This window comes from Curtobacterium sp. MCLR17_036, assembly GCF_003234445.2.
Classification (GTDB): domain Bacteria; phylum Actinomycetota; class Actinomycetes; order Actinomycetales; family Microbacteriaceae; genus Curtobacterium.
On sequence record NZ_CP126269.1, the window covers coordinates 650,140 to 663,645 of the forward strand.

11 protein-coding genes are annotated in these 13,506 nt (G+C 65.0%); 3 read left to right on the forward strand and 8 right to left on the reverse strand.

What is annotated here, in order from left to right:
- Positions 1–22: 22 nt before the first annotated feature.
- Positions 23–1,846 carry a hypothetical protein gene (locus tag DEI99_RS03070; RefSeq protein WP_145954453.1) on the reverse strand — a complete coding sequence of 608 codons (1,824 nt, stop codon included), beginning with the start codon at positions 1,844–1,846 and terminating at the stop codon, positions 23–25.
- Positions 1,843–2,667 (reverse strand): site-specific integrase, encoded by an 825-nt coding sequence (locus DEI99_RS03075; protein WP_146247163.1) that lies wholly within the window; start codon positions 2,665–2,667, stop codon positions 1,843–1,845. The genes DEI99_RS03070 and DEI99_RS03075 overlap by 4 nt, the downstream gene beginning before the upstream one ends.
- A 529-nt stretch (positions 2,668–3,196) precedes the next feature.
- On the opposite strand from DEI99_RS03075, the gene DEI99_RS03080 reads away from it, so the two are divergent.
- Positions 3,197–3,766, forward strand: coding sequence for a helicase associated domain-containing protein (locus DEI99_RS03080; protein ID WP_079238205.1), 570 nt, complete (start codon positions 3,197–3,199; stop codon positions 3,764–3,766).
- 5 nt (positions 3,767–3,771) lie between these two features.
- Here DEI99_RS03080 and DEI99_RS03085 read toward each other — a convergent pair whose 3' ends face one another.
- Entirely contained in the window at positions 3,772–4,674 is a 903-nt protein-coding gene (locus DEI99_RS03085) for a hypothetical protein (RefSeq protein ID WP_111042540.1), read from the reverse strand.
- Between the two features lie 439 nt (positions 4,675–5,113).
- Between DEI99_RS03085 and DEI99_RS03090 the strand changes: the two genes are divergently transcribed.
- On the forward strand, positions 5,114–5,680 hold the full coding sequence (locus DEI99_RS03090) for a DUF723 domain-containing protein (protein WP_145954455.1): 567 nt from the start codon (positions 5,114–5,116) through the stop codon (positions 5,678–5,680).
- Positions 5,681–6,302: 622 nt separating this feature from the next.
- Here DEI99_RS03090 and DEI99_RS03095 read toward each other — a convergent pair.
- From DEI99_RS03095 to DEI99_RS03115, 5 genes are all read right to left on the reverse strand, one after another.
- Positions 6,303–8,786, reverse strand: coding sequence for a DEAD/DEAH box helicase family protein (locus tag DEI99_RS03095; RefSeq protein ID WP_111042541.1), 2,484 nt, complete (start codon positions 8,784–8,786; stop codon positions 6,303–6,305).
- A 335-nt stretch (positions 8,787–9,121) separates the two neighbouring features.
- Positions 9,122–9,934 (reverse strand): AAA family ATPase, encoded by an 813-nt coding sequence (locus tag DEI99_RS03100; RefSeq protein ID WP_079238208.1) that lies wholly within the window; start codon positions 9,932–9,934, stop codon positions 9,122–9,124.
- Positions 9,931–11,295 (reverse strand): TnsB C-terminal domain-containing protein, encoded by a 1,365-nt coding sequence (locus tag DEI99_RS03105; RefSeq protein WP_145954456.1) that lies wholly within the window; start codon positions 11,293–11,295, stop codon positions 9,931–9,933. The genes DEI99_RS03100 and DEI99_RS03105 overlap by 4 nt, the downstream gene beginning before the upstream one ends.
- Positions 11,296–11,415: 120 nt before the next feature.
- The gene (locus DEI99_RS03110) at positions 11,416–11,643 is read right to left on the reverse strand and encodes a hypothetical protein (protein WP_079238209.1); all 228 of its coding nucleotides are present in this window, start codon (positions 11,641–11,643) and stop codon (positions 11,416–11,418) included.
- A 385-nt stretch (positions 11,644–12,028) separates the two neighbouring features.
- On the reverse strand, positions 12,029–12,985 hold the full coding sequence (locus tag DEI99_RS03115; RefSeq protein ID WP_079239171.1) for a bile acid:sodium symporter: 957 nt from the start codon (positions 12,983–12,985) through the stop codon (positions 12,029–12,031).
- 53 nt (positions 12,986–13,038) lie between these two features.
- Here DEI99_RS03115 and DEI99_RS03120 point away from each other — a divergent pair, with 53 nt between their 5' ends.
- Entirely contained in the window at positions 13,039–13,503 is a 465-nt protein-coding gene (locus DEI99_RS03120; protein WP_220037169.1) for a MerR family transcriptional regulator, read from the forward strand.
- Positions 13,504–13,506: the final 3 nt, after the last annotated feature.

The following is a 13,506-nucleotide window of genomic DNA, read 5'->3' on the forward strand; positions in this document are numbered from 1 at the left end:
GAAGTTTGGAGGCGCGGGCTCGTCAGTCCAGTAGTTGGAACTCTGGTAGCTGCGCGATTGCGTTGAAGCCGTTTCGAGAGTCGTGCTCGTCGAGGGTCAGGGTGCTCAGGCCGGCCTCGAACAGGGCGGGGCTGGTGTTGTTCATGCGGTTGATGGGCGCGAGGCTCAGTCGCTCCTTCAGCCACTCGATGATGCGAGCGAGGTTTGCGCTTGCAGCTGCGAATGCGGCAGCGAGCTCGACAAACCAGGGTCCGCGGACGCGACGCTTCATAGCCACTCCGAGGGCTTCGCGATCGGCGTCTTTGAGGCGCGAGTTGCCGTTCTCGACATTGTTGCGCTGGCCGAACCAGGCACGCTGCTCGTCGGAACCGTACTCGAACTCCTGGTGGTACTTCAGGTGGCGCTGATTCAACACACCCGGGCGATTGCTGAGGTTGCCCGGGACCTTGACGGTCTTCCCAGGCACTTTGAGTTCCACGACTTCGCCGGATTCGGGATCGAACTCGACCTCATCGCTCTTGAACGTGGGATAGGTGTACTGCCGGGCGCCCGTCTGGTCGAAGTTGCTGCGCGGCTTCAGATGGTACTTGCTGCGCGAGTTCCGACGCTTCGTCGCGAGTGCCTCGGCCTCAGCGCGAGCGGCGCTTTGCGCTTCTTTCGGTAACTCTTCAATGGCGGCAAGTCGTGCCTGGTGAGTTTGTTCGAGGAAGACGAGGGTTGAGGGCATGCATGCCATGTACCAGTTGCCGCCCACCATGATGAGCTTGTGACGGCCGTCTTTGCTGTTGTAGGACGCCTGGATGCCGAGTTCGGTCGTCTTGTAGTCCATAACGACCTTGACGCCAGCTTTCGCGAGCGGCCCTTGGAGGTCCTGAACTCGGGCGCCAGGGAAGTACGCGCGGTCGCCGATGAGTGTCTTGACGTCGATTCCGCGCGAGCGCATCGAGTTGTAGAGATGCAGCCCGTGTCCGCGAGTCTTGCCCGGCTTGTGCCCGCTGGTCGCGAGGAACAGGAGCGGGTATGTGAAGTCGCTTTCAGCAGGGTCGCGAGTCATGACCGCGAACTCGACCTCCCAGCCGAACTTGCGCTTGCTCTTCTTGACTCCGGACCCGTCGTGATCGCCATCGCGCGTGTACCACCCGCAGTCGAAGTTCACCGAAACCGTATCGTTCGGGCCGATTGTCTTGTCACCCTTCTGGCTGCCGGAGACCTCCGCAAAGGTGGCGTCGATGGCGACAGCGCCCTTGAACCGTCGGCGGACGTCCCTCGGCAGGAAGTTGACCGAGCCGTCAATGAGGAGGTTCGTGAGCTCGAGCATTCGCGCGTGCCGTTTGGCCATCTGCTTACGCTCTCGACTCGCGACGAGGAGGTCGTAGTCCTTCTTCAGCGTTCGCTCGCCCCGCTTGCCGGGGTGTCGGTCAGTGAGGGTTCGCAGGCGCTGGATCGCCTCCCAGAGGCGGCGGTACTGCGTAGCCTGGTGCGGAGAGAAATGAAGGATGCCAACGGCTTCGCGTTGCCGAACGGTCAAGGACATCGCGACTTCGGTCATCTTCTTGATGCTGACGCTTCGTCGAGCTCGCATCGTCACGAACATCAACTTCAGAAGGCTTGCTTCTGAGAAGAGTGCGCGACGTCCTCGATTCGAGCGACGTTCCTCACGCCGCCACTCCAGCACTCGTTCTTCAATCGGTGCGCGGCTGAACAGGAGAACCGCCTCGTGGACAGCGAGTTCGAGTGGAACCACTTCGCCGACGCGCATGTACTTCCCCATAGGCACACCGAAGGCTTCGAGCATGAATCGCTCAGCATCTTCGTAGTCGTGGTGCTTGGGAAGCGGCGCGGTCATCGTGCCACCTCCGCGCGGAGCTGGCTGCGGTAGGAGTCGGTGTCCAGTGCCGGGACATGGGCGACGAGTTGGTCGAGGTGTTCGAACTTCGTGACGCCGGCGGCGGTCATGAGAGCGCGCATGTCGGTGCGGGCGATGAGGTGGGTGATGAGCCAGGTGTTCCGCATGCGGGTGGTGACGGGACCTGGTTCGTTGCCGCGGTCGGTGTCGTAGAGGAACGTGGTGAGCGTACTGATGCCGTGCTTGACCCGCTTCGGCGACCCGAATACCCAGTGCTCCGGCTCGACCTCGGCAATGGAGTTGAGCAGGAGCGTCTCAAATCGGGCCAGGAGCGGAACGGTCCGGGCTCCCGCCGAGACGGTGACGAGGACACCCTCGGCGTCAGCGACGATGTCGCGGCGGCGGACCTGGAGGAGCTCGTTCGCTTTGAGCCCCGCTCCAGCGCAGAGCGCGAGGACGACGCCGGCGCTGCGCCGTCGTGCCGCGGTCGACTGGCCCGTCGCCCAGCTCTCAAGGAGGTGCAGGTCGAGGTCGTCGTACGGTGCTGCGGTGTTCTGCGGAGCCGTCGGCGCGAACTCCAGCGGCACCTCGCCGACGAGGACCTCGGACATGCGCATCAGAGCGGACCGGTACGTGCGACGCGTGGTGTCCGACCAGGTGACGTCGGTCCGGGTGATGTAGCGCCGGATGATGACGGGGTGGAAGACGACGGCGGTCTTCGCCGGGTATCCGCTGACGTTGATGACCCAGTCGACGAACGGTGCCGCGACAACGATGAGCCGGTCGGCGGGCTGAGCAATGGACACTGCCGCGTCAGCCACTGCGCTGACAACGAAGGCCCGGACAACGCTCCACCTGTCCTCCGCGAACGTCGGGACGTACTTCACCGGTGTTCCTCCGCGCCTGAGGAACGACAGGACGGCACGGAGCATCGCGGCAATGTACTGACGCAACGAGCGGAGGATCTGGCGATACATGCCCGCCCTATGCAGACGCAGTGAGATGAGCTGTGGGAAAGCGCTCCAGATTCTGATCTCGCTGCCTGCCGATCCCCATGACTGCGCGGATCAGTGGGTACCGCCGCCGATGCGAACGGACGCGCCCTGCCGGGCGTGTCGCCGCTTGCCCGCGCATACGACGGTGACGTCGGCGTCGTACGCGTGACGCTCGCGATGTGCATGCGATCCGGGCGGCTCTCTGCTTCGGGGACTCAGAAAACGTAGTGATCTTCGCGTCCGGATTGGTCCTGTTTGCGGACCCCGCTCGTCCGCGACCCGCGCGTCCTCCAAGATCACGCCCGTTCCGCGCATACCCCCTCCGAGGCCGACCGCCGGCCTCGGAGAGGACCACATGCCCACCCCGACCACGGCGCTCGCAGCGCTCCACGCCGAGTACTCCGACCACGCAACGCAGCCAGCCCTGACGCTCACCCTCGACCAACGGCGCGGCGTCGCGTTCTACCTCGCCGACACCGATGACTCCGTCGAGGTTGAATCCTTCGTACGACGCTGGACCGACCGAGTGCACGACCTCGACGACTTCGTCGACAAGCACGGACGGATGCCCCGCGCCGACTCGACCCGTCCCCGCCCTGCGACCGCCGAACAGACCCTCGTTGACACCCTTACGTACTTCCGGCAGATCGGCGCTGCGGGCGGCTACTGCTCGTACCAGGTTCGACGACTTGAAGCGGTGCCGGGCTTCGCATGGAACCCCCGGGACGCTCAGTGGTCCGCGATGCTCGCCGCGCACCAGCAGTTCTGGGTCAATCATCAGCGACCGCCGCGTCGTCGCGCGACCGACCCTGCCGAGGTGACGATCGGACGGTGGGTCGCCCAGCAACGCGCCCAGCACGCCCGCGGCCGCCTGCTGCCCGAACGCGAACAGCAGCTCCGGGCAGCACGGTTCCGGGTCCTCTGACGGCGTTACCGAACTTCGCGAGCCTCAGCGAGGATCCGTCGACGATGCTCGGAAGCGTCCATCGTCGGAATGTGCCGCAGAGACGTGACCAAGTGCTCCGGCTTGCGCAGTCCGCCGGCAGCCATGAGCTCCCCGACGTGCGTGCCGCCAGCGAGCTGCGTAGTGATCCACGTAGCGCGCATTCGCGTGGGGACTGGCTTCGGCTCGTTGCCGAAGTCGGTGTGGTTGATGAACGGCGTGACGAAGTTGTAGGTCGCCTTTCTGTCCTCCCCGCCAAGCACCCATGCGTCGTCCGGCACGTCCGCGAGGGAGTCGATGAGGAGCTGTTCCCATCGTTCGAGCACAGGTACCGACCTCAGCCTTCCGCCCTGGACGTCGACGAGCGCTCCGTCACGGTCAACGCGCACGTCGCTCCGCCGCAGTTGCTGCATCTCCCACGGGTCAAGCCCAGCACCTGCTCCCAGGGCGAGGACTGCGCCAGCACCTCGACGTCGCAGTGCCGTCGACTGCCCAAGCGCCCAGGTCTCGAGCAGGTTCATTTCGAGGTCGGTGTACGGGGCAGTGACAGACTGCCCGTTCAACGGCGCAAACTCGATCGGACCCTCTTCGGGGAGGACGACCTCCGAGATCCGGAGCAGGAAGGAGCGGTAGTCGCGGAGCGTCTTGTCCTTGAGGTTTAGGTCGTCGCGGGAGATGTACCGGCGGATTAGCACCGGGTGGAACACGTTCGCGACCTTCTGCATCCCGTTGACGTGAACGACCCAGTCAACGTACGGCGTTACCGCGACCATCAGCCGCTCAGCAAGGTAGGCACACGCGGGTGCGACGAGCGCGACAGCGTCCAGTACGAACGGCTCGATGTTGGCCCACCGGTCGGCGGGAACCGACTGGTTCCGGTACTTCCGCATCGCGTGGAGGGGTTCTGGGCGAAGCTGCGGGACAAGCGTCCCCTTGTCTGCGTTCGAGCTTCGGGCCCCGAGCGTTGAGTCCCCGAGGATGAGCGGCTCGGGTTCCCAACATTGGACGTGCGAGCAGTGCTCGACGAGACCTCGACGTGGGAACGGACGACCGAAGGCGGCGCCCATCGGCCGCCCCAGGGCAGTCGCAGACGTGACGGTCTCCTGGTGCGGCACGACGCGGTGCTCGGTAGAACGAGGTGAGCGGAGCGCCGCTCGAACGGCGGCAGGGAGCGAAGGCATGCCACGGCTATGCCCGACGGCCGGACCCTGACGTGAGGAACGCCGAGAAGTAGACCGACACGGCCCTCAAGGACCGCTCCTAGCCAACTTCCCCAGCTGGTTCGGGCGTGCCGGCATAGCTCCAGGACAACGACTCCTGGAGGACCCCTTGGACTACCGCACCGCTACCCGTGAAGAACGAGCCGCCGAGTTCATCGACTTCGCGACGAAGCTGCACGACGGCCGATACGACTACGCGCACGTTCCGCTCGGCTACGTCAACGGCGACACCAAGGTCACCATCATCTGCCCCGACCATGGGCCCTTCGAGCAGACCCCGCGCGAGCACCGCCGAGTCCGCGAAACGCCCTGGGGCCCACAGCGTGGCCAGGGTTGCCGAGACTGCAAAGGGTTCAACGCTCAGGCGGAGATTCGTCGCGAGCGATTCGTTGCGAAGGCTCTGGCCACGCACGGCGACCGGTACGACTACACCGATGTCGTGTACTTGGACGCGCGAACCGACGTGACCGTGAACTGTAGCGAACACGGAGCATTCTCAGTCCGCCCAGACAACCACACCTCCAAATACGCGACCGGCTGCCCCAACTGCGCCCTCACATCTCACCGCTCGGCACCGCGGTCAAAGAAGAAGTCAGAGGAAGGCCAGTGGCGGAACCGCCCGGCAGGGACGACCACCGGACGGAAGCGGACCCCGCGCAGCGCGGAGACCCGCTAGCTGCGCCGTCGACCGCAGCCCCACTACTCGTTCGCCTCAACGTGTCAGCACCGGGCTCGTCGTGAGCGACGGCGAGGCTTGCAACCTGCCGCCAGCGGGGGAGCGGCTACCCGAATCGGCTGCGGGCAGAGCGATCTGTCGGCCCAACCCACACCATCGCGATGGCGTTCCACGGGATGTTCTCGCGGTTCGTCGGCTTGCGGCAGAAGGCAGGGTTGTTGTTGTTGTGAAGAGGGGAGCGAAAGTGTCTCGAAGTGCCTCAAACTGTCTGTTCCGCTCCTTGTTTGTCTGCCGCCAAGGCTTCCGCGGCTCGGCGAGTGCTGTCGGCCGGCGGCGGAAATGGCAGCCGCTGATCTGCCTAGAAGCCCACGGGAGTGTGGCCGCCCCACCCCGATCTGGATCGGTAGTGCGCTGATCGTGATCGGCCTGGTGTGCTGGATCGTCGAGGGCGTTCTGAGCAGTCGCACGACAGGCGGCGGACCGTCTCACTAGCCGATCGGCTACCGGACGCGCGCAGCCCAGATCCCGCGCTTCTCACGGTGCAGGATCCCTGCGTCGGCAAGCGCCCGGGGTGGGACGGTCGGCTGAGGCAGAGTGAACGGCCCCTGCAGCGACAGCGCGGTCAATTCTTGACACCACGCTGTGGTGTCGTGAAGTCGACCAGTTTGCTGGCGGAAAGCCCGTGCCCTTCGAGCAACTTGGCGACCGCTTGCGGGTCTGTCCAGACGCCTTCGGCCAGCGCGGTCGCGAAAGCGCGCAGTGCCGCCGCGAGTTCACCTAAGCCCCTTCCCGTGATGATGCGCATCCCTGTTACTGGAGTTGCATCCGAGTAGGCAGCGACAGCGCGATGCACCATGATCGGCACTGGCCGTGCGGCGGGGTCGTAACGCTTGCCGAACCACAGCATGGAGGTCGCGAGCTGTCCCATGTCGCGTTTCGCGATCGCGGCGCTTTTAGCTCCTGTTTTCGCTTCGATGACCCAGAACTCGTTATCACCAAGTGCCCAGAGATTGTCAGGACCGGTGTTCGTATCGTGCTCGGGGCGCTGAGACCCGAGCCCGATGAATTCGCCGCAGCGTCGCAACGCCTCTTCGGTCTGGTCTGTGCGGTATTCATCGAAGACGAGGTCCTCGATGATGGACTCTACGTCGAGGCGAAGTCCTGCGGCGGTCGAGTACTTCTGCCCGAGACGGCGCGCGCATGTCGCTGCTTGCGGAGAGTGAGCCTCTAGAGCGACGAATGTCAGTCCGGCCAGGGGCTTGGTGACATTGGTATTCAGGGCGCGAGCTTGCGTGAGGATCTGCTGGCCAAGTTCAGGGTTGGTCATATCGGCGTAGGTCGCTTGCAGCTCCAGGAGCCTGCCTGCGGACGCCTCATCCTGTTCCGCCTCGGCGGCGCTGCCGATGCGGTCGCGCGCGGCGACGAGGTTGCCGTTTTGGGCCAGTGCGTAGGCCTCACGCTCTGCCACCGCAGCATCGGAGACGTGGCCGGGCGCAGGTGCGATGTTGCGTAGTGTCCTGAGTGCGAGTTCGACCCAGCTCTTGTCCCGTGATAGCGCTTGTTTGACCGTTTTGATGATGCCACTCATCGGGAGGTTATCCATGTTCGAGGCGACCTGCCTGGAGAGCTTGAGCTGTTGCTGGGTCGCAGGACTGAAACGCGTCACGGTGCGTGGGTCCACGGTCAGTTGTGCGAGTCGGGGCCCGAGGAGGAACACCACGCAGTGGTCCTCGTTGCTACGCACGCCGCGGCCCATGCCCTGCTCGATGCGTTGCACCTGGCGGTCGTCAATTCCTGAACTGGAGCGCGTGAGGGTAGAGCTGATGCGGTCTTCGGGGCTAAACGCCTCGGGTAACCCGTCGAGTACCAGCACGCGACAAGCATCGTCGGGGAGGTCGATCCCGTCATACCGATTGACCAGCACGACCAGCCCGATGTGCTTCCTGCCGCGGAGCTTCTTCACGGCATCTTCGATATCGTCCTTCGTCGCGACTATTGCTGCGTGGGCTTTCCACTTCTCTGCCCATGGGGTGCTGGGCACGAGGACTACGGTGTTGACCATTTTGCTGAGATCGACAATCTGGGAGCGGATCTCCTCCGCGGAGAGTGCAGGATTGATCTCTTGTGGGGCGAGGATCATTCGCTCTCCGATATCACCAGCGGTCAGTGGGGTGATCGGTGATTGAACGCTGGCTGGAGCGGCGCCGAAGTCGGTGACGAGGACGCTGTCGTCGGCGAGCGTCGCTGTGAGGAACACGCGGTGCTTCGCTTCCATGAACGACGTCACGTGGTCGATGGGCGGGCAGTGCGGCGTGATCGTCAATTCATGGTTTGCGAAGGCGGCACGGCACAGGGGCAAGACTTCGGCAACTGCCGGCCAGTCGTAGAACAGGTCCTGTTTCTCGCCTGTTTGTAGGCGGAGGAGCTCTCGTACCTGCTCGACTTTTGACCGCCACGCCCAGAACGGCACGCGCACTGGAGCGCCTCGCCGGTCGTCGCGCACGTCGAGGTACGAGTCCGAGGACTGCGTCTTCAAATCCTCCACGAACAGCTCCAGAAGCGGCATGAATGCAGCGTTGCTGCGAGGCACGGTCAGCGACAGCTTTTCTCGTGTCGTGGCGATGGCAGCGTGCACGTCGTCGATGACCACCGCTCCGATGGGGACGCGGGGTCGCGTGGGCCGACGGTCTGAAAATACCGTCCGACCGTTGACGAGTTTGTGTGCGTTGATGATGCCGATGGCTTCGCTGTTGAGGTAGGACGCGCCGTCGACGTTTGTTGTGACGGCGATGCCGATTTTCTCTGCCTCTGCGATGACCTGCGTCACGAGGTAGTCACTGGGGGCTACGAAGAGCGCGGGGCCGGCGTTGGCGTTCAGGTAGCTCTGAAGAATGATGAGGCCATCGATAGTCTTGCCGCCGCCGGTATTGACTTTGATGATGATATCGCGATCGTCGCGGCGCTCGTGCCACTTCGATAACACCTGCCCCTGAACGTCGCGGAGGTACCCGTAGCCTGGCGCTTTGGTCAACTGACTATGCAGTTCCCGCGGCTCGATAGGAGCGTCATCCGCCCCGCTCGCCAGCATTGCTCCGAAGTCCACCATCGGCCTGCTCCATCGCTCGCGGGGTGTGCAGCTTCCTGCCTCCGGCCACGGCGGCCGTCCCCATGCACACTCTAGCGAAGTGTCGAGAATCGCTCATCCCCGCCGATGCGGCCGTCAACCTGCGCACTGCCACCGTGCTTGCGCTCTCCGATAGCTGCCGAGGTCGCCTAAACGCGGTGGGCCCACTCAATGCTCCCGAAGCACGAACCATCGTCTCGATAGCCGGTCCTTCAACGGACGAGTGGTCAGAGCCTGTCCTTGACGCAGTTCTGTCTGTCTCAGATGTGTGAGCAGCCTCGCTCTGTGTCGTCGTTTTCGCTGCGGTCGGTGTCGGGTTAGGTGGTGCCGATGACGAGGGTGCTGCGGGCGGCTTCGACGACGTCGTTGGTGATGACGTCGAGCTCGTTGATCTTCAGGACGCGTTGGATCTGTGGGAGTAGGCGTTCGAGGAGTCGGAAGTTGCCTCGGGTGATGCGTTCGACGGCGGCGATGGCTTGGGCGTCGGTGAAGTCGTCGGGGTCGAGCGTCTTGCCGAGCTTGCGCCATTGACGTTCGAGGACGAAGAGCAGCTCGTCGTGGCCGAGCGGACGGTACTGGTGGGCGAATCCAAGGCGGCTGTAGAGCTGCGGGTAGTGGCTGAACTGCTTCTCGATGCCGGGCATGCCGATGAGGATCATCGCGATGCCGGTGCGGTCGTACTGGTCACGGAGCCACTCGACGGCGTTGCCGGTGAGGCGTTCGGACTCGTCGATGATGATCAGCTCGAGCAGGGACGGGTTGGGGCCGTGTGCGTGGTCGAAGTGGCGGCCGTGGAGGATGAGGTGTTCCTCGATGCAGTGTTCGGTGCGGAGCATGTCGTGCCGGAGGTCGTCCTGCAGGGCTCGCATCGTGGCGGAGACCTCGGGCGTGTAGAAGACCGTGCGGGCACGGTGTGCGGCGGCGTAGATCTTGGTGTCGTCTTCACTGCGTGCGGCCCATCTGGCGATGAATGGGCCGATGCTGTCCCAGTGGGCGTAGCGGCGTGCGGAAAGGGTCTTACCGACGCCAGCGGGGCCGAAGCAGACGCCGATGGTGTTCTGCTTCCGAACGGCATCCGCGAACTCCGCGAACCGGCGGTGTTCCTTCGTGATGATGAACTGGCTCGTCATGACCGGTCCTCCTCGTAGGTCTTCAGTCGCCGTTGATCCGGTGCGGGTGCGGGTGCTGGTGGGGTGTGATCATCGGGCGTGGGGCGGACGATCGCGATGCGTTCGCGGATCTGCCCGCGCAGGGCTCTGCGTTGCGCGTTCCGGGCGGCTTGGATCTGTTTGAGGCTGATCGTCTCGGTCTGGTGCTGGGTGCTGATGGCGGTGCAGAGGAACGCGTCGCGGTGGAAGACGCGGATCTCGGTGACGTCGCGGGGGTCGTACCGGACGCTGACGGTGCTGCCCACGAAGGGTGCGAGGGTGGTTGCGGTGTAGCGGAGCCCTTCGAAGTGGATGCCGTCTCGTTGCACGACGCGCGTGGTTGGGACGGTGAGCAGGAACCCATCGAGCTGCTCGAGGGAGTCCGGCAGTCGTGGCAGCCACCCGTCTGCGATCCACGCTTCCAGTGGGCTCTTCCGGAGCTCGCGGTGGGTGCGGGCGTTGTAGCGGCGGATGAACGTGTTCATGGCACTGTCGACACCGGCGAGATCTAGCGCCGGCGTCGGCGCGGAGGATCCGGGCGCGAGGTGGCCGGGGAGCGTTGGGAGCAGCTCGGTGTTGATGGTGCCGAAGAACCGCTCGATCTTCCCGCGGCCCTGTGGTCGAGCAACCTGCGAGTGGATGATGCGGAGGTGCAGCACGGCGGCGGTGTCGCCGATTCGGTGGCTGGTGAAGTCGGACCCGTGGTCCGTGTAGAGCACGTCTGGGATCCCGCAGACGGGCCAGTCTGGTTCCGGCTTGTGCCAGATCGCTTGCCGGAGCGCGAGCGCGGTGTTCGCGGCGGATGGGGCGCCGAGGAACACCATGTACCCGCAGACCGCACGGGAGTAGTCGTCGAGGATCACCGTCAACCACGGCCGTTCCGGCTTGCCGTCGGGTCCGACGATGAGCAGGTCGAGCATCGTGTGGTCCGCCTGCCAGATCGCGTTGGGGCGATCCGCACGACGTCGGAGCAACAGTTCGTGCTTGTCCCGATATGACGCGGGCCCCTCGAGCGCGAGCGTCATCATCCCGGGATCAAGCCCGTTCACGATCGACCGCACAACGGAGTACGACGGCGCGGAGAGACCTCGTTTGGTGCAGTGGTTGTCGACCTGGCGGTGAATCGTGGCGATCGAGGGTCGTGGCTTGGTGAGCGCGAGCCCCTCGATCAGGCGCACCAGTTCCGGTGCCGTCCGTCGGGCGCCGTGATCGGTGCGGGTGCCGTCGGCGAGAGCCGGGTATCCGCCGGTTCGGTAGCGGGCGAGCCAGCGTTGCAGGGTGCGTTCGGCGACGCCCGTGGTGCGGGCGAGGGTGGCGAGCGGGATGGCGCCGTTACAAGACACGCCGTTCCGAAGGTCGCGCTGCCAGAGTTCAGGTCTGTTGTAGCGGAATCGGAGGTTTATGGTACATCCGATAGACAGAGTTCTCCTGGCCGAACGAGGGACGGCTTTTTGAACCGGCGGTTACTTCTGCCCGCGGCGTGCTCGACGCAGTTCTGCGACGATGCGAGCACGCTCGGGATCCTTGGCCAGCGTGCGGTCGTCGATGACATCGATGACGTGCTGGATCAGTGCGACGACCTGCTTGGGCAGGACGACACCGAGCACGCCACCGACGACGGCGATGACGCCGGTCAGGGCAGCGGTACCACCGGAGGCCATCAGCATGTCCACCGTGTCGGTGATGGGCATGATGCCTCCTTCGGGATTGGCCAGATGCGGCCAGAACCCACCCGGCTTCGAGTGGGGGCATGAGGGCACCGACGCGCAACGAAGGGCGCGGCGGCGGATGGCAGGAGCGACGAGCGCTTCCCACGGATGCCCGAGTCAGATCAGGACATGAAAAAAGCCGGTCCCGAGAGGGCCGGCCGGAGACAGCATCGTGCTGTCTTGAGTGTCAGCGTACAGAGCGGATGCGACACCCGGGAGGTTCCGGGCAGACGCGTACCGAGCGATCCCACAGTAGCGGAGCGACCGGGCATGAAAAAAGCCGATCCAGAGGACCGGCTGCAGGCGCGCACTATGAACGCAGGACGATTCTGACACGAGGAGTGGACCGTGTGCAACCCTTCCCGAGCTACCGCTGCGTCGGTTCCACTGCGGTCGGAATCAGTGCGGGCACGGCGCGGACGTAGATGATCATGCCGACGAGCTCGACGAGCGTCTGGGTTACCACGACGACCGGTGCGAGCCCGAGGTCTGGTGGGAGTGCGAGCGCAAGCGGGAGGACGACGAGGGAGTTCCGCGTTGCGCCGCTGAACACCAGCGCGCGCCGGCTGGGGACGTCGAGCCTGGTGATCTTGCCGGCGATCATCCCGAGCACGGCCATCACCACCAGGAACGCCCCGTAGATGGGTACCAGCAGGATGAGTCGGCTGACGTTCTCGGCGACCGCTCCCGCTTGTGAGGCGACGACAACGAACAGGGTCGCCATCATCAGGGGCACCATTAGGCCCTGCATCAGCCCCTCGACACGCTGGCCGATCCTCGCCCGCTTCGCGAGTGCCTGCGTCGCCGCGGCCGCGACCAGCGGCAGGACGATCAGGACGAGGAACGCTTCGACGAACGGTCCGATCTCGACTGCGGCGACCCCAGTGGGGCCGATGAACAGCAGCAGGTAGACGGGGAGCAGCAGGATCTGCACCAGCATCAGGAGGGGTGCCGCCGCGAGGAGTCGCGCGGACGCACCGCCGGCGAGGCCGGAGAACACGATGACGTGGTCGATGCAGGGTGTCAGCAGCACCAGCAGCACGCCGAAGAGCAGTGGCGGGTCGCCGGCAACGAACCTGGACAGGACGAACACCACGACCGGCACGACGACGAAGTTCAGCACGAGGACTGTGCCGAGGAAGCGAACATCTCGGACCGCTCGTCCGATCGCGGCGAATGGCACCCCGAGGAACGTCGCGTAGAGCAGGAGGCCGAGGACGGGGTTGATACCGACCTCGAGGTGCTCCGCTCCGGGCAGCACTAGTCCTGCTCCGGCGCCGATGGCGATCGCGGCCAGGTAGAGCAGGATCTGGTGATCCTCCATCGCGGAGACGAGCCGCTTCACCGGAACGCTCCGGCCGCATCGGGGGCGTTCCAGTGCGCTGGAAGGTCAAGCCGTACGCTGCTGACGTGCGCATCTCGGAAGCCAGCCGCAGAACCGGTGTCGCTGCGACCACGCTGCGGTACTACGAGTCCCTTGGCCTGATCGGCAGCCGCCGGCTCGAGAACGGGTACCGCGATTACGACGACGCCGCGATCGAGCGGGTCGGGTTCATCCAGGCGAGCAAAGAGCTCGGCCTCTCCCTCGTCGACGTCGCCGAGCACCTCGTCACGGTTGACCCCCGATCCTGCACGGACGTCCGCGACACCATGCGGCCCGTCCTCGCTCGACGTCTTCAGGAGATCGACGACAAGATCGCTCGCCTGCAACAGCTCCGCGGGCGGTTGGCGCAAGCGGATCAGGACTTCGCCGGATGCCCGGACCGTGACGAGCACTGCAGCACGCAGTGCGTCATCGCCGACGGCATCGGGGCAACTGCTCGGCGTCCCCGGAGAAGGTAACCG